The 22230-nt window shown below is 53.8% G+C and carries 19 protein-coding genes and 1 riboswitch; of the genes, 11 read left to right on the forward strand and 8 right to left on the reverse strand.

The features are described from left to right. Positions 1–21: 21 nt before the first annotated feature. Positions 22–2208 (reverse strand): carbohydrate binding family 9 domain-containing protein, encoded by a 2187-nt coding sequence (locus VGM48_RS11200; protein WP_331579046.1) that lies wholly within the window; start codon positions 2206–2208, stop codon positions 22–24. Positions 2209–2247: 39 nt separating this feature from the next. After that, a riboswitch (Fluoride riboswitch) is annotated at positions 2248–2320 on the forward strand. A 36-nt stretch (positions 2321–2356) separates the two neighbouring features. Here VGM48_RS11200 and VGM48_RS11205 point away from each other — a divergent pair. After that, on the forward strand, positions 2357–3652 hold the full coding sequence (locus VGM48_RS11205) for a voltage-gated chloride channel family protein (protein ID WP_331579048.1): 1296 nt from the start codon (positions 2357–2359) through the stop codon (positions 3650–3652). 20 nt (positions 3653–3672) lie between these two features. Continuing rightward, positions 3673–4146, forward strand: a complete 474-nt coding sequence (locus VGM48_RS11210) for a hypothetical protein (RefSeq protein ID WP_331579050.1) — start codon at positions 3673–3675, stop codon at positions 4144–4146. Here VGM48_RS11210 and VGM48_RS11215 read toward each other — a convergent pair. Genes VGM48_RS11215 through glgP form a run of 4 tightly spaced genes read right to left on the reverse strand, consistent with a single transcriptional unit; the run spans position 4143 to position 10344 of the window. Beyond that, complete coding sequence (locus tag VGM48_RS11215) at positions 4143–6287, reverse strand: S9 family peptidase (protein ID WP_331579052.1); 2145 nt, start codon at positions 6285–6287, stop codon at positions 4143–4145. The two genes, VGM48_RS11210 and VGM48_RS11215, sit on opposite strands and share 4 nt — an antisense overlap. A gap of 29 nt (positions 6288–6316) precedes the next feature. Next, positions 6317–6796 (reverse strand): MarR family winged helix-turn-helix transcriptional regulator, encoded by a 480-nt coding sequence (locus tag VGM48_RS11220; RefSeq protein ID WP_331579054.1) that lies wholly within the window; start codon positions 6794–6796, stop codon positions 6317–6319. Beyond that, positions 6741–7763 (reverse strand): hypothetical protein, encoded by a 1023-nt coding sequence (locus VGM48_RS11225; protein WP_331579056.1) that lies wholly within the window; start codon positions 7761–7763, stop codon positions 6741–6743. The genes VGM48_RS11220 and VGM48_RS11225 overlap by 56 nt, the downstream gene beginning before the upstream one ends. Before the next feature lie 55 nt (positions 7764–7818). Continuing rightward, on the reverse strand, positions 7819–10344 hold the full coding sequence (gene glgP / locus VGM48_RS11230) for an alpha-glucan family phosphorylase (RefSeq protein ID WP_331579058.1): 2526 nt from the start codon (positions 10342–10344) through the stop codon (positions 7819–7821). Between the two features lie 124 nt (positions 10345–10468). On the opposite strand from glgP, the gene pgm reads away from it, so the two are divergent. Beyond that, positions 10469–12112 (forward strand): phosphoglucomutase (alpha-D-glucose-1,6-bisphosphate-dependent), encoded by a 1644-nt coding sequence (gene pgm, locus VGM48_RS11235; protein WP_331579060.1) that lies wholly within the window; start codon positions 10469–10471, stop codon positions 12110–12112. Positions 12113–12131: 19 nt separating this feature from the next. Here the strand turns inward: pgm and VGM48_RS11240 are convergent, their stop codons facing one another. The 3 genes from VGM48_RS11240 to VGM48_RS11250 form a co-directional block, all read right to left on the reverse strand. Further along, on the reverse strand, positions 12132–12965 hold the full coding sequence (locus tag VGM48_RS11240) for a hypothetical protein (RefSeq protein WP_331579062.1): 834 nt from the start codon (positions 12963–12965) through the stop codon (positions 12132–12134). Between the two features lie 101 nt (positions 12966–13066). Further along, positions 13067–13909, reverse strand: a complete 843-nt coding sequence (locus VGM48_RS11245; protein WP_331579064.1) for a DUF2911 domain-containing protein — start codon at positions 13907–13909, stop codon at positions 13067–13069. Positions 13910–13944: 35 nt separating this feature from the next. After that, complete coding sequence (locus tag VGM48_RS11250) at positions 13945–14961, reverse strand: serine hydrolase (RefSeq protein WP_331579066.1); 1017 nt, start codon at positions 14959–14961, stop codon at positions 13945–13947. A 77-nt stretch (positions 14962–15038) separates the two neighbouring features. Between VGM48_RS11250 and VGM48_RS11255 the strand changes: the two genes are divergently transcribed. From VGM48_RS11255 to VGM48_RS11290, 8 genes are all read left to right on the forward strand, one after another. Further along, entirely contained in the window at positions 15039–17546 is a 2508-nt protein-coding gene (locus VGM48_RS11255) for a hypothetical protein (RefSeq protein ID WP_331579068.1), read from the forward strand. A 24-nt stretch (positions 17547–17570) separates the two neighbouring features. Continuing rightward, positions 17571–17885 (forward strand): hypothetical protein, encoded by a 315-nt coding sequence (locus tag VGM48_RS11260; protein WP_331579070.1) that lies wholly within the window; start codon positions 17571–17573, stop codon positions 17883–17885. 74 nt (positions 17886–17959) lie between these two features. Next, on the forward strand, positions 17960–18427 hold the full coding sequence (locus tag VGM48_RS11265; protein WP_331579072.1) for a MauE/DoxX family redox-associated membrane protein: 468 nt from the start codon (positions 17960–17962) through the stop codon (positions 18425–18427). A 40-nt stretch (positions 18428–18467) separates the two neighbouring features. Beyond that, on the forward strand, positions 18468–18719 hold the full coding sequence (locus VGM48_RS11270; protein ID WP_331579073.1) for a DUF6520 family protein: 252 nt from the start codon (positions 18468–18470) through the stop codon (positions 18717–18719). Between the two features lie 72 nt (positions 18720–18791). Continuing rightward, the gene (locus VGM48_RS11275) at positions 18792–19829 is read left to right on the forward strand and encodes a hypothetical protein (protein ID WP_331579075.1); all 1038 of its coding nucleotides are present in this window, start codon (positions 18792–18794) and stop codon (positions 19827–19829) included. Between the two features lie 128 nt (positions 19830–19957). Next, positions 19958–20278, forward strand: a complete 321-nt coding sequence (locus VGM48_RS11280) for a metalloregulator ArsR/SmtB family transcription factor (protein ID WP_331579077.1) — start codon at positions 19958–19960, stop codon at positions 20276–20278. Continuing rightward, complete coding sequence (locus tag VGM48_RS11285) at positions 20275–20775, forward strand: SRPBCC domain-containing protein (RefSeq protein ID WP_331579079.1); 501 nt, start codon at positions 20275–20277, stop codon at positions 20773–20775. Before VGM48_RS11280 ends, VGM48_RS11285 begins: the two co-directional genes overlap by 4 nt. A gap of 31 nt (positions 20776–20806) precedes the next feature. Then, entirely contained in the window at positions 20807–22219 is a 1413-nt protein-coding gene (locus VGM48_RS11290; protein ID WP_331579081.1) for an amidohydrolase family protein, read from the forward strand. Positions 22220–22230 lie beyond the last annotated feature (11 nt).

The following is a 22230-nucleotide window of genomic DNA, read 5'->3' on the forward strand; positions in this document are numbered from 1 at the left end:
CAGAAAAGCCGTCCCGTATCCCTAAAGATTCCACCAATAGTTGAATTTCAGGACAACAGCCCGGTTGCGAACGCCAAACGGCGTGGTGATATAGTTATCCGTATAGACCAAAAACAGGTCGGATGCCGGCTTGTAGCGCCACTGCAGCCGGGTATTAAGGTTCATGTTGCGGATCTGCTGGTTGTACTGGACATAGGCGGTGAAGAAAAGAGTGTTTGTCATGGTAATATCCAGCTTGGGGCCGATCAGCCAGAAATGGGTATGCCCCCAGGGTTGCGGAAGGTTGAGGTCGCTATAAGAGGCGCTCATGGTAAAATTGACGTATGGCTGAATGCGATAACCGACATCCCCCAGCAGGGTGAACTTGTTGCCGTCGGCATAATAGCCGCCATAACGCAGCGAAAGGTCCCAGGTGAACAGCGCCTGCGGCTTGCTGACATAATCGATGCCCGCGGTATTCCACCGATGCTGCGTGCCGGTGGCGAGATAGTGGATGCCGGTATTCGTCGGGTCGAACGGGGCCAAAAGCCGGACATAGTCGTTCATCAGCACGCCCGACAGGGTACTCTTATCGCGAAACGTCGTCAGCCAGGTGAAGATGGTCTCGTTGTCGGTCCGATGAAAGGCCTCACTGTAGTAATAGGTCGAGGTTAGCTGAGGGCCATGACTGAGCACTATCCCACCCGCGGGCAGGAAGAGGTACGCCGCCTGCGGGTTGACCTTGAAATATCCCGTCCGCGGCACATAGCCTACCTCGGCATTGTAATTGACGCCGGTATACTCATATTCCGCGCCGATAAGCCAATGCCGGTCGTTATACTGTAGGTTCCCCGCATGTACATAGTCGTCGCCGCGCTTCCCGGGGCTGAATGCCTTTAAGAGCAAGACCTTCCCCGTCCAGTAATTGTTGGAAGAAGCCAGGTTGAACTCGACACCCAGATTCCGGTTGTACTGCGAATATACCGGCAGGGTCGTATCCTTGCCCGGCTGATAATGGACAGACTGCTTGTTGATGAAGATGAAGCCGATATTGCTTCGCGCAAAGATCTTCCGCTGCAACGCCACCATCGAAAAATTCTGTTCCGGCAGACCGATTGAATCGACTTTATTGGTCTGCATGTCCATCACCCCAATGCGCCAATTGGGGTCAAGCTTGCCGCTGAGCCGCGCCCCGAACTCTATTGGAACGCCCAATCCGATCCGCCGGGAAAAGAAAGGCCGGATATTGGCGTAGCCCAAATTGTTGAAATGGTCGGCGTTCTCCAAAAAGAACTGCCGCTTCTCGGGATAGAACAACTCGAACCGGCTGAGGTCGATCACTTCCTTGTCGACATCCACCTGGGAAAAATCGGGGTTGACAGTAAGATCGAGGTTCAGCGAAGAGGTGACCGCGATCTTGGCATCCCCACCGATCTCCTTCTTGTACACATTAGCGCCATGCGCGGAGTAATCCTTCTGCACCCCCGCCAGCACATAGGGGATGACGGAGATATTGGGGCCGGGCGGCGGCGGCGGCACATCCCAAACCAGGTCGCCGGTATACGCCAACGAAGCGGTGGGAAATTGCCGGGGCACAGGAGCCCATGCCGATTTTTCCGTCGTCTTGAGATCGTTGCGGCTGAAGTTGATGCCCCAATGCGTGACCCCGTTCTTATAGCGCAGGGTCTTGAACGGGATGGCAAGTTCCAGCACATAGCGGTCGCTATATCGCTTGACAACAGAGGTCCACTTGTTATCCCAGCTGAGATCGACCTTGCCGCCCTCATACATCAGCCCATCCCATTGCCCACCGGCGGCGTTGGCGCCAAATGAAAACCCGCTGGTCTCATCCTCGAACGGATCGATGAAGAAGATGAAGTTGTCGTTCTTGACAAAACTGAAGTCCCGTCTTAATGACTCTACCATATCGGGCCCGGCTCCGCGCAGATAACATTCCGCCACCAGGTAGAGATTGTGCAGGTCATAGGTCATCCGCACCACGGTCCGCACATTGGAACGACTGGTATCCATGGGAAGCACCATATAAAAATCGCCCGTCCGCTCGGCCTGCTGCCACGCCGGCTCATCAATGACCCCGTCGATGTGGATCGGACTCGTCGCGCGATGGATATGCAGTTCGAAGCCGATGTTCTTTTTTTGAGCAAAAGCCGGAAAAGCGGAAAGAAGCAGCACACAACACAAACAAGCAGCTAATCGATTAAGGATCATTGTCAAAAAATACAATTTTTTACCGATATCTCATTATCTTTACCCCGAGGTGATGGTGTTCCACCTTATCAACCGCCCTGACGATCAGAGGGACGATGACGCCTACGAATTATCAATACTTAATTGATCAAATTTATAATTTGTAGGCATGAAGCAACCCAGGTTCTCGTTCGAACAGTTCTCCATTCTCTCCTATCTTCTTCGCTGGACCGCTTTGGTCATCCCCGTGGCCCTGACGGCGGGATCGCTTGTGGCCCTGTTCCTGTGGTTGCTGGATAAGGCCACGCTATTCCGGTTTGCGCATAGCTGGCTGCTCTTCCTGCTGCCGCTGGCCGGCATCCTGATCTATATTATCTACCGATATCTGGGCAAGAATTCCGAGGCCGGCAATAACCTCATCATCGATGAGATCCACCAGCCCGGAGCCGGCGTACCGGCGCGGATGGGCCCGCTGGTACTGTTCACAACGGTGATCACGCATCTGTTTGGCGGATCCGCGGGAAGGGAGGGTACCGCCGTTCAGATCGGCGGAAGCCTCGCGCAACTTTTTGCCCGGAAGCTGAACCTTTCACAGGAGGACACCCGCACCCTGCTGATGACCGGGGTCGCCGCGGGCTTCGGGGCCGTATTCGGCACGCCGGTGACGGGAGCCATTTTTGCGCTGGAAGTGCTGGCGCTGGGGAAGATGCAATACGATGCCCTCATGCCCTGTTTTATGGCCAGCGTACTGGCGGATATCGTATGCAGCGCCTGGGGGATTCATCACACAGCCTACCGGATCCAATTTGCGGATACCACAACGACTGCTTTTCTGCATTTTGATCTTCTTCTTCTGGTAAAGATCATTGTAGCCGGCGTAGCCTTTGGCCTGGCGGGGATGGGCTTTGCCGAAGCCTCGCATACGATCAAAAAATATAGTAACCGATGGATCAGGATCAAATGGCTGGTGCCCGTGGCCGGTGGCCTGGTAATCATCGGGCTGACCTATGCGCTGGGAACACGGGATTATCTCGGACTCGGCGTCATCGGTAAAAACCCGGGGGCTGTCACCATCCTCTCCTGCTTTCACGCAGGCGGGGCGGAATCGTTCAGTTGGCTCTGGAAATTACTTTTTACGGCGGTCACGCTCGGAACGGGGTTTAAAGGTGGCGAAGTGACGCCTCTGTTCTTTATCGGGGCAGCGCTGGGTAATACCCTGGCGGTATTGAGCGGTGCACCGGTAGACCTGATGGCCGGACTGGGCTTTATCGCCGTCTTCGCCGGGGCGACCAACACGCCGGTGGCCTGCACACTGATGGGGGTGGAATTATTTGGGGCTGAACATGTTCTTTATTACGCCGTCGCCTGCTTTACAGCCTATTATTTCAGCGGTCACTCCGGCATCTATTCGGCCCAGCGGGTCGGCATCGCCAAAGCCAAAATATCCCGGACAAAAGCTGGATAGTTTATTATCTTGCCAGGGTCATGCTGCGTACGTCAACCGCTTTTACAAAGGCCCAGATCCCGGCCGCTTCCATCCCGCTGCTCTTGAATTTCTATCAGCAGGAACTGGAGCACCAGCGTGTTCATTCCATCACCGTGTCGGAGGACTCCCTTTATTTCAGCAACCGGCGTTGGGTCATCGGCAAGGCTCGTTTCGGCAATCAATACTTTTGTTTTGCCTCGGGCAGGATCCGGATCCAGGATACCGGTAGCGAATACACTGTCTTTTTGGAAGGCAATCTTTCCCGGATCTTGATATTGGGGGGCGCCCTGGCGACGGTCTGCGCGTTGGCGGCGTTTATCGCCTCGGGGTTCAACGTCATTGCCATCGCCCTGGGTCTCCTGATCTTTCTGCTGGTATCCGTCGTCAATTATGTTTATACGCTCCTTTTCTTCCCTGTCTATTTTACCGATCTGCGCAACGAAATGGAGGAATCCCTGCAAAACTTACATTAGTTCATAAACTTCCGGACAAAGAAGTCCGCAGCCGCCGCGTATACGGTGACGGCATTGGCAAAATTCATCCAGTGATGGGTGTCGTCAACGATCATCAACGATTCATAGGGCACCCCTTTTTTCTCCAGGCGCCGGATCAGATCGACGCTTTCGCTGAACCGCACGTTGCGATCGTCATCGCCCTGAATGATGAGCACCGGTGACCGCCAGGTATCGATGGCCGAGACCGGCGAAGAAAGCCAGGCCGTTCGAAGCGCTTTCTCATAGTCCGGAGCCTTTTCATACCGGTCCTTTGCTGCTGTGAAGATCGATGATTGGGTCAGCCAGCTATGCACGCCGTGAAAGTCGACGCCGGCCGCAAACAGGCGGGAGTCCTTTGCCAGCGCCATGGCAGTGAGAAAACCACCGTAGCTGCCGCCATACACCCCTATCCTGCCCGTATCTACGAAATGCTGTTTCCGCAGCCATTCGCCGGCGGCTTTTATATCCTTATACTCCGAGGCACCGGCGGCCCCGGCCTTTGCCGGCTTGTGAAACTCATATCCATAGCCGATACCCAGCCGGTAGTTGACCGCAAGGACTACAAAGCCCAGACTGGCGAGATACTGATTGGAGGCATATGCGTTGGAATAGTAATCCGAATAGTGCCAGCCCAGGAGCATCTGCCGCGGCGGGCCTCCGTGGATATAAACGATGGCCGGTTTACGGGTCTTGCCGCCCTGTGGCTCGAAAAGATCGGCATGGACGATCACCCCATCGGCTGACGTAAAGGTGACCGCCCGGGGTGTGATCAACCGGCTCTGGGGGAAATCCTGGGGTATCCGATCGTTGCAAAGTGTCGTGATGTTCCTGCCGCCATGATCCTTTAGGCGCAGGACGGCGGGCAGCGGCGGGCGCTGGGCGGTGGCGCTGATAAACGCAAGAGCCGTTTCATCGCCGGTGAGGATGGGCGTCCATTCCAGCCCTTCGCCCGGGGTCATGATCTTCGCATCCTGCTTATCGATGCTCACCATCAGGACATGGCGTCTTTCCACATCCAGCGGGTCCGTCCCGGTATTGGCGCTGCAAACCAGATATTTTCTGCCGGCGCTAAGCCGGATATGCTCACACATAAAATTTCCGGGTGTCAGCAGCAGCGGCTGCACGCCACGGGCAGAGGGTGTCGTGGCCCCATGACCATCTGCGGCATTGGCATCGATGGAATATAGATGTGGCCAGCCGTCGTGATAAGAGAGGAAGACGATATGGTTGCCGTCAGCCCAGTGCAGGTTGGCGCCGCCATCCGTTGAAGGAAAAGAACCCCTGAGCGTCGCCGGGGCCTTCCATAACAGGCTCGCCTTGCCGGCTGCGGTATCCGCAACGTAAAGACTCCAGGGGAGATGTCGGTTCGCCAGCAGGGAATCCGGCGCCCCTCCTGTTCCCGGTCTGCGGATAAAAACGATCCGGCTGCCGTCGTTGGACCATTGCGGTGATTCATCCCGGCTAAAGGAGGGAGCGATCCATTTTAGTGTGGGCAACCCTGGAGTATAAATACCAATGATGGAATGATCGGACCTCGAGGACACGAACAACAGCCGCCGGCCATCGGGCGACCATTGAAGGTCACCGACGTTCCCCCGGGTAGTAAAGGCATTCTTGGCAGCAGAAGATCCGTCGATGGGCGCCGTCCAAACCTGATTGCTCTTTATGAAGGCTACCGTTTTCCCATCCGGTGAGGGAGACGGTTCATCGCCTTCGGACAGATATTTTACTTCCCCGCCGGCGAAAGGAATACTCGCGACCTGCACCTTAAAAGCTTCTGTTTCGAAGGCGGGGTTGACCGGACGTCCGCCCTCCCAGTTGGCGCCATGATCGCCGCCGCGGACAAACACCACCCAACTGCCATCGGTAGACAACGAAATACTCGTTATCTCCTGCCCATCATCCTTTGAGAAATCGGTGAGTTTCCGCGGAGCATAGGCCGGTCCCTCGGCAACATAGATATTTCGCCGGCCTTCCTCATCCATGGCCCACGCAATGCGGGCTCCCGTCGGCGATGCCGTCAACTCTGTTGGAAAGGGATATTTCTTGAAGGCAAGAAAAGGAGTCGGTTGCGCCACCAATTGCAATGGCAGCAGCAGAAATAGCAATGCTTTTCTCATGTATAGTGGCTGGGCTTTATGCGAATAATTTACGACTTTTTTACATCCGGGTCGATCTTTTCCGCTTGCTCTCTATAGATCAGGTCGAGCGCCTCCGTATGGCGGATGAGAAAGCTCAGGTCTTTTTCGTCGTAGGTGCGGAATAGTTGCTCTACCTGGGCAGCCAGGCGGATATAGTGCTGCCTGGTCTTTGCATGCTTTTCCGGTATCAGGGTGACTATAACTTTACGGCGATCGTTGGGGTCTGCAGTTCTCTTTACAAAGCCGCTTTTCTCCAGCCGGTCGATGACGTTGGTGATGGCACCGGTAGTCAGTTTTGTGGCCTTTGCCAGGGCCCCCGCAGTGGAAGGCCCCATTTCCTGCAGGAAATCGATGCACTCCGCGTCGGTGACATGGAGACCCGTTTGCTGTGCGATAGTATGCTGCAATAGTAGAGAGCTCCGGGTAAATTTTCTAAGCGCCCACATCAGATCGTAGACTTTCGGATCCACTTTTTTGTCCGCTGCCATAGATAGTCAATTTTCTATATAAAAACGCCAGCCACAGCAGGATGAACACGATCATCGCGACCTGCGCATAATGGTCCAGCTTATTTCCTGTTGTGCCCGTGTAGCCGAGAAACAGGTCCGCCAACAATATACCAGCCGCGAGGCCGAGCCTGTCTTTATTCGTGGTGATCTTCATCATCCGCCAGTTCCGCAACAGGCTGAAGTACCCCAGCAACAGCAGCGGGCCTCCCACCAGCGGCATCCAGGCAGGAATACCTTTAAAAGTGAAGATCGTGCCAATTCCTACAAACCATAACACGCCCGCCGCAAAGGTGATCACCGCTATCACGGCAAAGGAGATATTCTCCGATCCGGGCTCCGGTCTTATGTAGACAGGTACCGGGGGTCGTTTCACGGCTACAAACGCAAGTATACCTATTAAAACGACACAAAGGGCAAAGTAGAAAGCCGGCGCATTGAAGTGTCCCAGCTTGATAAACAGGAAATGGAGTGCGGTGCCTGTCAGCAGCAGGACGATGCCCCAGATATACAGGCCTGTCTTTCCTATCCACGGCTCAAGCCGCTGGGCAGGAAACAGAGTTTCGGTAAACAGGATAGCGCCCGTGATGCTCCAGAAGGCGTGCAGTCCGGTCAGGGACATCGCCCATACCCAGTTGATCCCGAAGGCCCTTCCGAGCGTAATATCGAGGCCGAGGAAATGGGGATTGAAAATAGATTGCAGCGTCAGGCCTTCCGTGAATAGGCCAAAGGCGAAACCAAGCAGGATAATGCTTGTCCAGCCAAGCCCCAGCCTTCGGGCAATGCCCCGGATGAGGATCGCTCCCGATCCATAAAAAAAGAACTGCGCGGCCAATTGGTTTATCCGGCTGAAGGGAGTCGATCCACTCAGCACTTCGGCCATAAAGGTCGAGATGATTATTAAGAAGAGCAGGGGTAATACCCTTGTCTTTGGTTGATGTGTATTCATAAACCAAAGATAATATCTTAGTTTTTAATTATCTTAATTACTAAGATAATTATTTCTACCGCTGCCACTGGATAAGGGTATCTTCCAATGGAAGGGAGATACCCTCATACCCGGGGATGACCCGGACGGTATAGTCTGAAGCCGGCCGGTTGGTCTTTACCTCGACGGCATACATGTTGGTCGATCGCGCTCTCTCCATGACATACTTTTCAGGTGCGCCATCGTCCTTTCCGTCACCATAGACCTCTACCGTCACTTTTGCCGGGTCGATCCCGTTCAGCTCTACGGGTATGCGAAAAAGCCAGCCGCCCTCGCTTTGTGTCGACTGGAGCTGGCCAAAACCCACCCCGTCCCATTTTGCCTTCAGCTCGTTACGCGCGGCGACGATCCGGTTGCCGGCGGCGCCTTTTTCCGCCGCGCGCTGCAGGTAGCGGGCAGCGGCAGGGAGATAATATTTCTCGGTGTATTCGCGTACCGTCCGGTTGGCGGAATATTGCGGGGTGAGCATCGACATACTCTTTCGGATCCGTTGCACCCAGCGCTCGGGGATGTTCTGCTCGTTGCGGCTATAGAATTCAGGGATCAGCTGTTGCTCGAGGATAGTATATAAGGCCTCCGCTTCCGCCGCATCCCAGGCAGGGTCCTCCCCATGCTCCCACCCATCACCCAGGGCCCAGCCCACTTCGGGCGTATACGCTTCCACCCACCAGCCATCCAGCTCGGAGAAATTGATGCCGCCATTGACCAGCACCTTCATACCGCTGGTACCGCTTGCCTCCCAGGGACGCCGGGGGGTGTTGAGCCATACGTCTACACCCTGTACCAGGTGTTCCGCCAGCAGCATATCGTAATCGCTTAAGAAGACGATGTGGCGATAGAGATTGTGATCCCGGATAAACCGCACCCATTGACGGATCAGCGCCTTACCACCCTCGTCGTTAGGCGAGGTCTTGCCGGCAAGGATCAACTGTACCGGTCGATCGGGATTGGTAAGGATCCGGATCAGCCGTTGCTCGTCATGAAGAAGGAGATAGGGCCGTTTGTAAGGAACGAATCGCCGGGCGAAGCCGATTGTCAGCGCCGAGGGATCGAAAACCTCCCCGGCTGCTTTGACGAGATCGGCGGACTGGCCGGCCACCATCATCTGCCGGGAAAATCGTTCGCGGGCATAACGGACAAGACTATCTCTTGATAAGTTCCGCATCTTCCAGAGAAGCTCATCCGGAACACCCGCGATGTTCTCCGCGAGACCTTCCTGGTCGCCTTTCCACGGGTCTTTTCCACAGGCATGCGTCCAGACCTCATCGGCATAAGCGCTGTCCCAGCTGGGCATATGAACACCGTTCGTCACGGAGCCCACAGGGACCTCGATCCGCGGCCAGCGTTGAAACAGCGGCTGGAAAAGATGCTGACTGACCGTGCCATGCAGCTTGCTGACGCCGTTGACGGCACCGCTGCCGTGTAAGGCCAGCCAGGCCATGTTAAACCCTTCACCGCTATTATGCGGGTTCTCGCGGCCCAACGCCATCAGCGAGTCGAAATCGAGATGCAGGTTGTCCCAGGCATAGGCCCCAAGATATTGCGCGATCAGGGCCGGGCTGAAATGATCGAAACCCGCCGCCACTGCCGTATGTGTCGTGAAGAGGTTCCCCGCGCGGGTCACCGCCAGCGCTTCTTCGAAACCGATGCCCGTTTCTTTCATAAGATCATTGGCCCGTTCGAGGACGAGAAACGCGGCATGCCCTTCATTCATATGACAAACCTCGGGCTGGATGCCCAGGGCCCGCAGCAGCCGCCAGCCGCCGATGCCCAAAAGGATCTCCTGCTTTATCCGGAGGTCTTCCCCACCCCCATAGATCTCGCTTGTGATACCCCGATGGATCGGGAGGTTGGAGGCATCATTACTGTCCAATAAATAGAGTCTCGCCCGCCCTACCTGTACCTGCCAGGTGCGGAGCCATACGTTGTACCCACTGAGCTCAACTTTCACCCGCAGCCACTCGCCGTTGGGCAGCCGCAACGGTGAGATCGGCAGTTGCATAGGGTCGTTGTACGGGAACAGTGCCTGTTGGTTGCCGTCGCGATCGATCGCCTGGCGGAAATAGCCCTGCTGATAAAGCAGCCCCACCGCCGTCACGGGAACCCCGAGATCGGTGGCGGATTTTAACTGATCGCCCGCGACGTTCCCCAACCCACCGACGTAGATGGGCAGGGCCTCGCTCAACATATATTCCATGCTGAAATAAGCCACGTTTTTTAGCGGTGACCCAGGATATTTTTGCTGGAACCACCGGGGGGTCGACTCGGCCTCCTCCTTTTCCTGCTCGAGACGGTTCACCTTGTCACGAAAGGCCGGGTTGGCCAGTCTGCTTTGCAACAGTTCCCGGGACAGGGTCATCAGAATGATCCAGGGATTGTGGGTAAGGTCCCAAAGGGCAGGATCCAGTTGCCGCCATATCTCATCGGCGGCATGATTCCACGACCAACGCATATCCAGTGCCAGCCCAACCAGCTTATCCACACCTTCTATATCGGAAGGCATAAAACCAAAGGGTTGGTAAGTGTTGTATTTCTGATCCATCGGATTTTGATTTTGACTGATTATACAGTCAGTCGAGATGAATGTTTAAGCAGCCGATGTTTTTAACCGGGAAATAATGAACTTCGGGGTAATAAAATACTTACGGGCAGTAAAATATGCAACTATGGCAATCCATCCTCTGGCAGGAAAGCCTGCCGATCCGCAACAGCTTGTTGATCTTACCAGACTGATCACCGCCTATTATTCAGAGAAACCCGATCCGGGCATTCCCGCACAACGGGTAGCGTTCGGAACGTCGGGCCACCGGGGAACTTCCTTCGACGCCGCATTCAACGAAGATCATATCCTCGCGATCACTCAGGCTATTTGCCTTTATCGCCAACAGAACCGGATCGACGGTCCATTATTTCTCGCCGTAGACACCCATGCCCTTTCCTGGCCGGCACAGATCACCGCCCTGGAGGTCTTGGCGGCCAATGGCGTGGAAACGATGATCGCGGATGGTAGCGATTATACGCCTACCCCGGTGCTCTCCCATGCGATCCTGGGCTATAACCACGAGCGGACCAGCGGGCTTGCCGATGGGATCGTGATCACGCCTTCGCATAACCCGCCGAAAGATGGCGGATTTAAATATAACCCTCCTCATGGCGGTCCGGCGGAACCCGCCATCACCGATTGGGTGCAAAAAAAGGCGAATGAATTTTTAGAGAACGGTCTTCAAGGTATAAAGCGGATACCCTACTCGAGGGCCCTCCACGCCCCGACGACCCATAAATACAATTATCTCCGGCCATACATCGACGATCTGGGGAACATTATCGATATGGACAGGATCCGGGATTCAAAGCTTCATTTTGGTGTCGATCCACTCGGGGGCGCTGGCGTTCATTATTGGGGGCCTATCGCCGATCATTATAAACTCGATCTCACGGTCACCTCGACGGTGGTCGATGGAACCTTCCGGTTTATGACAGTCGATTGGGATGGACAGATCCGGATGGACCCTTCTTCGCCTTACGCCATGGCCAGACTGGTTGGCCTGAAAGATAAGTTCGATATCGCTTTTGCCTGCGATACCGATCATGACCGGCATGGGATCGTTACGCGAACCACGGGATTGATGCAACCCAATCATTATCTCTCCGCCTGTATCTATTATCTTTTTACGCACCGGCCGGATTGGCCGGCAACGGCGAGAGTCGGAAAGACGCTCGTCAGCAGCCAGATGATCGATCGCGTCACCGCCAAGGTAAACCGCGGGCTGTATGAAGTTCCGGTAGGCTTCAAATGGTTTGTAGATGGGCTGCTTGCAGGCACGCTGGGTTTCGTTGGCGAAGAAAGCGCGGGTGCGTCTTTTCTCCGAAGAAATGGTAAGGTCTGGACCACGGACAAGGACGGGATGATCGCGGGTCTGCTCGCTGCCGAGATGATGGCGGTCACCGGCAAAGATCCCGGGCAGATCTACCAGGAGCTTTCGAACGAGCTGGGCAATCCCGTTTATGACCGCTTCGAGGCAAAGGCGACACCGGAAGAAAAAAAGAAATTATCCCGGCTTTCCCCCTCGATGGTCAGACAAAAGGAGATGGCCGGGGAGAAGATCACCGCCATCCTCACCACCGCCCCGGGTAATGACGCGGCCATCGGCGGCCTGAAGGTGACGACAGAGAACGGCTGGTTTGCCGCTCGGCCATCGGGTACCGAAGACATCTATAAGATCTATGCGGAGAGCTTCCGGGGAACCGATCATTTAAAACAGATCCAGCAGGAGGCGCAGACGATCGTCAACGAAGCGTTGAAGGGATAACGAGCAAAGGGGCCGCCCCCTAAGGCTTTTTCTTGATCCCCCAGGCCAGGCCGACGTTCAACGAGACGTAGGGCCCCGAGAAACCGCTCCCCGCCTTCAGGTTGATGCCGCCGATATTATTTGGATTGTGTCCATCGGGGCCATCCGCTTGGACGAACTCCATCTCCGCGGATTGTTCCAGCGGCAGCATCCATCCCGCTTCCATGCTGATCACCCACATCCCCCGGATCGGTCTGGTGGACAACGTCAGTTTGGGTTCCAACAGCAATGCGCTTCGACGATAGTCGATATTCAGCTGGCCGGCATTGATAGTATCCGTCTCGCTGGTGTAGTCGTAGGAACTTATAGTGACGGGATATCGATCGGGAGCCCTGTATCCAAACAGACTGATCTCCTTTTGCCTGTTGTCGATGGCGCCCAGGCTCTTTTTGCCCCCGATGAAGGCATAAAGATCGAAGCCCGGCCCCAGCAAAAGAGGTCCTATTGGAAAAATACGCCGGTATCCCGTCTGAAAGTAAAATCCGTTCTCACCATTTCCCGATCGATAGTTGCCAAGCCCAAGATCGACACTAAATCGCTTGCGAAGGATTGTGAGAGTCGACAGATTCCCCATTCCTAAAGGCCGTGCAAAATACGACCGCCGCAGACCCGAACTAAATGTTTGCGTGGTGGTGATCCCTGTGACAACAGAAGTAACGGTATAAGGGAAGGCAGTTTCAATCCCGCCGGTCGAACCGGTCCTAAAGAATGCGCCGCCGCCGATACTCCAGATATTGTAGCTCCTGTCATCTGTCTGGGCTACGATGTGTTCAGATAGCAGGACCACGATCATCAGCCAGTAAAGGGCTTTCATGATCTTACGATGAGGTTAAGAATGGGGTTAAAAAGGACTGGATTAAAGGTCGCAAGATTTCGGTCCGGAAGGAAATAAAAGCCCTTAAAAGGTGATTAAAGCTATCTCGCAGCCGCAAGCACCTCCTTGTTGAGTCGGATATATTCCGCGCTGGGTTCGGCGCTGGCAAGGCGTAGCCCTTCATTGGCTGTGGCGATGGCGCCTGCTTTATCGCCCAGTTTCAACTGTATCCGGGCCATCCAGTATTTAACGTTGTATTGACCGGGTTGTGCCTTGTCGCGTTCCTGCATCCAGGCCAGCGCCTTTTGCATATCCTTATCGTGGTTGTAGTAGTAGATGGCGGCAAAATAATAAGGCTTTTTCTCGCCTTGCATGGCCTTGTCGATATTGGCCATCACCTGGGCATCGACATCCGTCGTCAGCTTCATCGATACCAGCGTATTGTCCCACATGATCTGGAGATCTCCATGCTCTACATTCATATTGGCGAACTGCAGAGTAAGCGTCTCGAGCTTCTTATCCAGTTTGGCGGTACGCACTTTGAAACGAAGTACATCCTTTGTCGAATCATAAGCATAGGCGCCCCACTGATTTGCCGACTTGTTGATAACGATCTCCCATTCATTGGCTCCGGGGATGGTAAACAGAGAATATTCACCAGGCGCCAGCGGATGGCCTTCTATGTTGATCGAATCGGTGAGCTTGAGTTTTGTCGCGGCATTGGCGCCGGTACGCCACACGTGGCCGTAAGGTTCCATGGCTCCAAATATCGTTCTGCCCTTTGTATTGGGCCGGGAATAGGTGACTGAAATACTCCCCAGACCGAAGTCCTGCTCGATACGTTGGGTGGTGCTGGGTTGGGGGATCTTGAGATCCTGTGCGACCGAGGAGCCGGGACGCAGGCAAAAACAAAAGGCTAAAAAGCAGAGGGCAGTGATTTTCATATCGTTTTGGTTTGCCATTGAAAACGCAGGATTTGCTACAGAGGATGGCTCGCCCGATAAAAAATACGCGGGAAGATCACTTCCGTAAACCGCCCGGCGTGCCGGATCGCATTTTGATCCTCCCGGCTTTGGTTGATCGCCAATACCAGCTTGAGCCCGGGGACGACGACGAGGAACTGGCCGCCCCAGCCCATGCCGTAGATCATTTCCTGCCCCTGATAGGTAATATGATACCAGCAAAGCCCATAATGAGAAGCGTGGAATCCCCACTCGGTAGGATAGAGGGTGTCGGGATGAAGGAGCTGGGCGATCCATTTTTTAGATACGATCTGTCTCCCCTCGGCCTTCCCCTCATTCAGGAGCAACGACCCGATCTTTATCCAATCTGCTGTGCGAAGCCGGATGTTCTCCAGCCCGGACAGATCGTAATAGCCATCCTTTGTTTTTGCCCATTCGACGGCGGTGATGCCCAGCGGGTCAAGCAGGTTCTTACGCGCAAAGTGGAGTACATCCATCCCGGTGCTCTTGGTGAGAATGATACCAAGAAGATGGGTCGCCGCATTGTTGTAGTGGAACACCTCGCCCGGGGTAGACAGCAACGGCGGGTTCAGCACAAAACCCGCGAGGTCGGTCAACGCAAGATATTCGCCGATGCCGTTCAACTTATCCAGGTCCTCATGTTGCAGACCCGATGCCTGGTTCATCACCTGACGAAGCGTGATATCCTGCTTTCTTTTATCAGGATCGCTTTTCAGTTGCGGAAACCAGTGCACGATCTTTTCATCCAGCGATGGGATGAGTCGCTTATCTATCGCGATACCGATGAGCAGGCTGCCCATGCTTTTTGTGAGTGATTGATCGTCAAAGACGTCCGCCGCCTTTGCTCCGTTGAAATATTTCTCATAGCCGATCTTGTTGTCCTTCGATATGACGACACTGTAAAGGCCCGGGTATTTTGCGAGGTCCAGGGAGCTGTCTCCTGTTGAGGTTTGAGCTTGGGCACATAGGCTCAGGATAGTGAATAGAAAAAGGGACAGAACGGTCTTTCGCATAGTGGCAAGGTTGAAAAGTAAAACTACGTATTTTATCGCCTTGATGGTGCAAATCCTGATCTGCTGTATCTTTAAGGATGCGCCATACTTTTTTCGTCTGCTTGTTGTGCCTGTCCGTTATTGCCGGTGCACAAACTACACCGAGGATCGTCAACATCGTCAATTTCATTCGGTTACTCGAACCAAGAGATCCGGCTATTACGGAGGATGTTCTTTACAAAACGGTCGTCAGTCAGGTACAGCTGATGAAAAAGTACCGGCTGCGCGGAACCTTTTTATTGCAGTATGACGCATTGATGGATGCACGCTACCAGTCATTGTTGAAGCAACTGCCGCGGGACAGCTTTGAGATCGGCGCCTGGCTCGAACTGCCTCAACCGTTGGTGGAAAAGGCGGGCATCAAATGGCGGGGCCGGTATCCCTGGGACTGGCGGGCAAATGTTGGATTTGTGACGGGCTATACCCCGCTCGAACGCGAGAAACTGATCGACGTCTACATGGAAGACTTCAAACACATCTTTGGCTACTACCCCCGATCGGTAGCTTCCTGGTTCATCGATGCGCATAGCCTGGAATATATGTACGGGAAGTATCACATCGTAGCCTCTGCCAACTGCAAGGATCAATATGGCACCGATGGCTATACCCTCTGGGGCGGCTATTGGAACCAGGCCTATTATCCCAGCAAGATGAATTCCTATATGCCGGCACAGCATGCGCAAAACCAGGTGCCCGTGCCCGTTTTCAGGATGCTCGGCAGTGACCCCATCCGGCAGTATGACAATGGCCTTGGCGGCAATAGACAAGGTGTCGTTACCCTCGAACCGGTATATGCGTTTGGCGGCGGTGACCCCGCTTGGGTCAACTGGTTCTTTGCTTCTTTTGTCCAGGGACCGGAACTTGGTTTTAACTATACCCAGGCCGGACAGGAGAATTCATTTACCTGGAGCGCGATGGCGAAAGGACTGGAGATACAATTCCCGTTGATCGCCCGGCTGCGCGATGAGCATAAGCTAAGGGTAGAGACGCTGGAGGCCTCGGGCCGCTGGTTCCGGTTGACCTATCCGGTGACACCGGCCACGTCTTTTACTGTGACTAAGGATCTGCCCGGCAGCGACCGGAAGACCATCTGGTACGATAGCCGCTTTTACAGGATCAATCTCCTATGGGAAGGCGGGAGGCTGAGGATCCGGGACCTCCATTTGTTCGACGAGAATTTCCCTTCGGTGTATGAGACAGCGGCGGTAGATAGCACAGATTGCAGGTTTTTTACCCTGCCCTTTGTGGATGGCTATGTATGGAGCAAGCCGGGACAGATTGCCGGGCTTCGGCTGAAGGCGGTCGTGGATGGGAAAGAGGTGTCGCTGGAGGGTGGTGATCCTTCGTTTGCACCTGCCGGCGCCTCTACCATGCGCATCCATTGGCCGCTAAAGACCGTGAAGGGGAGTTTTGAGATCGAGCTCGGCGAGAAACAATTCTCGATGCGCTGGGTTGGCCGGCAACCCTTGGACTGGTTTTTCGATCTGAATACGGCAGAGGGAGTGAGTTTACCGTTCGCTTCGATAAGTGGAGCCGCCGTCAACTGCAGTTTTGAAGGCATGAACTACCGGGTCACGGCGGAGAAGGGACTCATGGCAAAGGGGGATGGCGGCGCCGCTCTTCGGATACGGGCTGCCGGTGGCCGGATGGTTTTGGGGTTAGAAAACAGTCACAAGGAGATCGCCCAAACCCATATTTTTGAAGAGGGGGTGATCAGCACCGGCGATTATGAGACCCATCCAGCCTTCTCTCCGGGTGGTGATACCCTGTATTTCCTGAAAGGGTTGCCCGACGCAAATTTCTTCTCCATCTGCGTGTCTTTTAAGCGGAACGGCCGGTGGTCGGCTCCAAGGGTAGTTCCTTTTTCCGGCAAGTACCTGGATGCCGATCCGTTTGTCACAAAAGATGGGAAAACGCTTTATTTCGTGTCGAACAGACCCGATAAGGAAGGCCAGCCGGTAAAGCCTGACTGGGATATCTGGAAGGTGGCCATCACCCCCGGTGAATGGGGAACACCGGTCCATCTGGACAGCCCGTTCAACAGCAGCGCCAGTGAATATTTTCCGACCATGGCCGACAACGGCAATCTGTATTTCGGTTCGGGGCGCAAAGGCGGGAAGGGCCGGGCGGATCTCTATGTTTGCAGATGGGTCGATGGGAAATATACCGAGCCCGAGAACCTGGGAGATTCCATCAATACCGCCGACAATGAATATGAGCCTTTTATCTCCCCGGATGAGCGCTTTTTGATCTTTATGGCGACCCGCCCCAATGGCCTGGCCAATGCCGATTTTTACATCAGCTACCGGGAAAACGGGGTGTGGAGCAAGGCAAAGCGGCTGCCCGAACCGATCAACTCCGATGCGACGGAGTGGGGAGGCAAGATGAGCAGGGATGGAAAGTTCTTCTTTGGGAGCAGCAGGAATAAGATCATCGATGTGTTGCCCCGGCGCGAGGACATGAAAGATTTCGATCTTCGGCTGCACAGTCCGGGCAACGGTTTAGGAGATATTTATTCTATTGACTGGAAGGAGATAAAGTTTTAACTTTAGAGTACAAAATCTCCTCCCATGGCAAAGTCACCTTTCGTGCTGCTTTGCTGCACCCTTTTCGCTTGCAGCGTCTGGGCACAAACAACAACAACATCGGATCCAGCTATCCCGCAAAAACTCCAATTCAAAAAAACCAACTTTAGCTGGGTAGCGAATACCAGCTATTTCCCCAAAAGAGCATGGGATGATGTCGACGACAACTTCCGAAGTATGATGTATACGGGACCGCGAAAGAAAGAGGCGATAGATCTGCGGTTGCCGGAGTTCAGGAATAAAAAAGTGGATTTTCAGCTGAAGGCCGGACCGAGGGATCCATTGTTCAGAAGACAATGAGTTACTCCGGTTGCAGATACAGGTCCGCGGTATGATCGCAGTGATTAATCTTATCATTGCATTCGGACCTTATCATGAAAAAGCAATTCCTGGCGGACTTCATCGCCTCCCTATTCATTCTCCTTTTCGTATACGCGGCGTTGAGCAAGCTGCTGGACTATGATGAGTTCCGTGTGCAGGTGAATAAGTCCCCTTTGCTGACCGCCTATACGGGGTTGGTGATCTGGCTGGTTCCGGGCCTGGAGATTGCGATCACCCTGCTGCTGGCCATTCCCCGCTGGCGGCTACCCGCACTGTATGCTTCCTTCACCTTGATGGTCACGTTCACAGCTTACATCATTGCAATTCTGCATTTCAGCGACTTTATACCCTGCTCCTGCGGTGGTATTCTGCAGAATATGAGCTGGAACCAGCATCTCGTCTTCAATATCATCTTTATCGTGCTGGCGCTGACGGGCGTCCTGTTATATTCAAAAAAAACGGACAAACCGGTTCCCATCGCCGGGCGAACGCTGTTAAAAGGGGAAGCCGAAAACCTATAGAAAAGAGTAGGCACATTGAGTCATTTTTGAAACATTTCTTATGAAAAGAGTAAAAACTCTGATGACGGTCCTCGCCTTCGCCCTCGCGATCGGCGGCGCCTTTGGATTCAAATCGTCCTCCCGTCCCAGCGGGCCAACGACCGGCTTTTTTAACCTGGGCCCGGGCGAACCCTGCGCCCATACTTTCATTCCCCAGGGATGCGGGACAACGGGAACTCAGATCTGCACGCTCGGGAAAGACTTCTATTATCAGGATGGGTCCTGCTTGAGTCCTTTCTTCTTTGCGGAATAGCCTGCTGCTTAACCGTAATTCTTCAATTGGCGGCGAATCGTCGCCAATTGATCTCACTCTCTGCCTCATGCTATGAAAAGGATTTACTATTTAACAGGCTGCAGCCTCCTGGGCGTTGGGCTGATCTTTTTGCTTTATATAATGGCGGCTAAGGCGAATAGCAGACCTAATGGTTTTATCCGCCTTTTTCCCCCGCATCGGACGACGCCTGTTAAAATTCTCGACCTTCAATATGATTCTTACTATTTCGCCGGCGGGACCGGGCAGCATGTTTACGTGGGCAACTATTCCGTTCCTGCCCGTGTGCTGGTCGTCAACCATGCGCTTACAGACACGCAACAGCTGCAACTGGCGCTCGTTGACAGGAATAAGCTCGTCCGGGTCTCTTCCGTGCTGACGGTCGACTCACCCGATATTTATATGCTGGAGGGACAGACGCCCACACTGCTATACGGCACTTTGCCATCCGGCCTGCTGCACCGGGTACCGGACAGCATACACTTCATCGCTTCGCAACCCCTGTCACCCACTTCATTCGTCATCAGGGTCTTCAGTGACCGGCTGCAACAGAATATCCTAGCTAAACAGGTCAGCGAAGCCCCCGCCGTGCGACCCGCGCCGGAGGTCTTGGAAAAACAACTGGATGGATTATTCTGTACGGACGGTATGCTGTATTATGAGCGCGACCCCGCTCGACTGGTATATACCTATTTTTATCGCAACCAGTTCATCTGCCTCGATACCAATCTAAAAGTGCTGAACCGGTATCGCACGATCGATACGAACAGTCACGTTCAGATCTCCGTCAGCGCCCTGCCGTCCAAAGGCGCCAGTACGATCAGTGCGCCGCCCGTTACGGTGAACAGGAAAAGCTGCATAGCCGGCGATCGGCTGTATGTCAACTCAGGCCTGCTGGCAAATAACGAAGATAAGAAGACCTTCGATCGCTGGTCGGTGATCGACGTGTACTCATTGACCAACGGGAAATACGAGTTTAGCTTTTACCTGCCGGATTACCAGGATAAGAAGATGCGGAGTTTTCGCGTTTTTGATCATACGCTGGTGGCGCTGTATGATCATTACCTGTATAGCTTCCGCCTGAATTTCTGAGGTGGCAGGCCGCCAACTTTTACCATTTTTCAAGTATTGTGTCTCAAAAAACAACCCGCATAAAAAAAATTTGCGAAACCGAACGGCTGCACGTATATTTGCAACCGAACGGCTTCTTAATAAAAACTATGAGACGCGACATTTTTCAAGCTATTGCAGACCCCACCCGGCGGGCAATCCTCGTCCTGATCGCCGTGCAGGCAATGACCCCCAACGCCATTGCGGAGCACTTCGACATCACCCGCCAATCCATATCCAAACATTTACGCATCCTGTCCGAGTGCCAACTCCTGAACCAAAAGCAGGACGGCCGGGAGATCTACTACGAACTAAAAATCGACAAAATGAAAGAGATCGACACCTGGCTTGCCCAGTTTCGCAAGATCATGGAAGATAAGTTCAAGCAACTCGATGACGTATTGTTCACCATAAAAAATAAGAAAAAATGAGCCTGCTATTTGATTTCGTCGCGGACAAAGCCACGAAAACCATTTACATTACCCGCGAATTTGCCGCAGACCTCGATCTCGTCTGGGACGCGTTTACGAAAGCGGAGATACTGGACCAGTGGTATGCGCCAAAACCCTGGCGGTTGCGCACGAAGGAAATGGATTTCCAGGAAGGTGGCCGGTGGTTTTATGCCATGGTTTCCCCCGAGAATACCGAAAGATATAGTTTGGTCGAGTTCCTCAACATCCAACCCAAAAACACTTTCTCTACAAAAAACACCTTTTCCGATGAGAACGGGAATTCCATCGGCAGCGCCTTCTCCCTGGTGAAAAATACCTTCAAGGCAGGGACAGAGATAACCACGCTTTACGTCGAAAAAGTATTCGATGATCTTGCTACCCTTGAAATGATGGCTACGAATGGCTTCAAGGAAGGGACTGCCATGGGATTCAGCAACCTGGACGAACTTTTACTCACCCTGGTCACCAACAAATAACAAAACTTCCCGAACCAAAACTGACCGCTTCATGAAAAAACTTCTCCTTGCCGGATCTTGCCTGCTCATCGGTTTGCAGGTGATCTCCCAAACCTCCTTTTCAGCCCAGGTAAAGAAATACATCGATTACGACTCCTCCTTCATCGCCTTCACCCATTGCAGGCTCGCCGATGTAAAAAACTTAAAGGTACGGGAAGACCAAACGGTGATCGTCCGCAACGGTATAATAACCGCGGTGGCAGATAGCAAGAAACTTTCACCCCCTCCCGGCAGCACCGTCATCGACCTGACCGGAAGATCCCTCTTGCCCGGATTCGTCCTGATGCATGAACACATGTACTACGCCAACTACTCCGCCGACTTCAGCTACTTGCACGTCAAGGAATTGCCCTTCACTTTCCCAAAACTATACCTGGCCTGTGGCGCAACGACCGTTCGTACAGCCGGTAGCGTTGAGCCCTATTCCGACCTGAACCTCAAACGGGACATCGATCAGGGCAAGATACTCGGACCGGAAATGGACGTGACCGCCCCCTACCTGGAGGGAAAAGGCAGCATCTTCCCCGGGATGCATGAATTGAGTGGACCCGCAGAGGCGAAGGCCTTTGTCGACTTCTGGGCCAGCCAGGGCTGCACTTCATTCAAGGGATATATGTTCGTGAACAAGCCTACGCTGAAGGCCGCAATAGACGAGGCCCACGCTAAAGGCCTGAAAGTGACCGGCCATTTGTGTGCCGTCACCTATCGCGAGGCGGCTGAAATGGGTATTGACCAGTTGGAACATGGCTTTTCTGTGTCCACGGATTTTTTCCCCGGTAAAAAGGAGAATGCCTGTCCCCTTGGTGCGGCACCCGTCGCATTCGCGGATTCGCCGAAAGAGAAAGACCTGATCCGGTTCCTGATCGATAAAAAAGTGATCGTGACGTCCACCCTGGCCGTAATCTACAACATGACTACGCTGGACACAACGATCCGTCCCGAAGTGCTGGAGGCGATGTCACCCGATACCCGTAATATGTTCCTCAACGTCTACAACAAAATGCGCAGCTCTTCCGGCAATAAAGCCATGCTGGAGGAAATGAAGATGGAGAAGATGTTCTCGGATGCCGGCGGCCTGTTGACCGTGGGTACCGATCCTACCGGCGACGGCGCTACCCTCGCGGGATACGGCTCACAGCAGTCCATTGAACTCCTGACCCAGGCGGGGTTCAGCCCCATAGAAGCTATACGCATCGCGACGTATAACGGTGCGAAGGCACTTGGACTGGAAAATAAGATCGGCTCCATCGAGGTCGGCAAGGCTGCTGACCTGGTGGTCATTGACGGTGATATTTCTCAGCATATCGAGAACATCAGGAAGATTATCTGGGTGTTTAAACGGGGCGTGGGCTTCAATTCCCAAAAGATATTCAGTTCCGTAAAAGGAGAGGTTGGTAAATATTAAAATAATCTAAT

The sequence above is a fragment of the Puia sp. genome (genome assembly GCF_036500295.1).
Taxonomy (GTDB): Bacteria; Bacteroidota; Bacteroidia; order Chitinophagales; family Chitinophagaceae; genus Puia.

Bases quoted from the DNA above. Each gene is read 5' to 3' on its own strand.
- VGM48_RS11285 (WP_331579079.1), top strand. From the start codon at position 20,275: ATGAGCCTGCTATTTGATTTCGTCGCGGACAAAGCCACGAAAACCATT.
- pgm (WP_331579060.1), top strand. From the start codon at position 10,469: ATGGCAATCCATCCTCTGGCAGGAAAGCCTGCCGATCCGCAACAGCTT.
- VGM48_RS11220 (WP_331579054.1), bottom strand. From the start codon at position 6,796: ATGGCAGCGGACAAAAAAGTGGATCCGAAAGTCTACGATCTGATGTGG.
- VGM48_RS11255 (WP_331579068.1), top strand. From the start codon at position 15,039: ATGCGCCATACTTTTTTCGTCTGCTTGTTGTGCCTGTCCGTTATTGCC.
- VGM48_RS11240 (WP_331579062.1), bottom strand. From the start codon at position 12,965: ATGAAAGCCCTTTACTGGCTGATGATCGTGGTCCTGCTATCTGAACAC.
- VGM48_RS11215 (WP_331579052.1), bottom strand. From the start codon at position 6,287: ATGAGAAAAGCATTGCTATTTCTGCTGCTGCCATTGCAATTGGTGGCG.
- VGM48_RS11200 (WP_331579046.1), bottom strand. From the start codon at position 2,208: ATGATCCTTAATCGATTAGCTGCTTGTTTGTGTTGTGTGCTGCTTCTT.
- VGM48_RS11275 (WP_331579075.1), top strand. From the start codon at position 18,792: ATGAAAAGGATTTACTATTTAACAGGCTGCAGCCTCCTGGGCGTTGGG.
- VGM48_RS11290 (WP_331579081.1), top strand. From the start codon at position 20,807: ATGAAAAAACTTCTCCTTGCCGGATCTTGCCTGCTCATCGGTTTGCAG.
- VGM48_RS11225 (WP_331579056.1), bottom strand. From the start codon at position 7,763: ATGAATACACATCAACCAAAGACAAGGGTATTACCCCTGCTCTTCTTA.
- glgP (WP_331579058.1), bottom strand. From the start codon at position 10,344: ATGGATCAGAAATACAACACTTACCAACCCTTTGGTTTTATGCCTTCC.
- VGM48_RS11265 (WP_331579072.1), top strand. From the start codon at position 17,960: ATGAAAAAGCAATTCCTGGCGGACTTCATCGCCTCCCTATTCATTCTC.
- VGM48_RS11280 (WP_331579077.1), top strand. From the start codon at position 19,958: ATGAGACGCGACATTTTTCAAGCTATTGCAGACCCCACCCGGCGGGCA.
- VGM48_RS11270 (WP_331579073.1), top strand. From the start codon at position 18,468: ATGAAAAGAGTAAAAACTCTGATGACGGTCCTCGCCTTCGCCCTCGCG.
- VGM48_RS11245 (WP_331579064.1), bottom strand. From the start codon at position 13,909: ATGAAAATCACTGCCCTCTGCTTTTTAGCCTTTTGTTTTTGCCTGCGT.
- VGM48_RS11205 (WP_331579048.1), top strand. From the start codon at position 2,357: ATGAAGCAACCCAGGTTCTCGTTCGAACAGTTCTCCATTCTCTCCTAT.
- VGM48_RS11260 (WP_331579070.1), top strand. From the start codon at position 17,571: ATGGCAAAGTCACCTTTCGTGCTGCTTTGCTGCACCCTTTTCGCTTGC.
- VGM48_RS11210 (WP_331579050.1), top strand. From the start codon at position 3,673: ATGCTGCGTACGTCAACCGCTTTTACAAAGGCCCAGATCCCGGCCGCT.
- VGM48_RS11250 (WP_331579066.1), bottom strand. From the start codon at position 14,961: ATGCGAAAGACCGTTCTGTCCCTTTTTCTATTCACTATCCTGAGCCTA.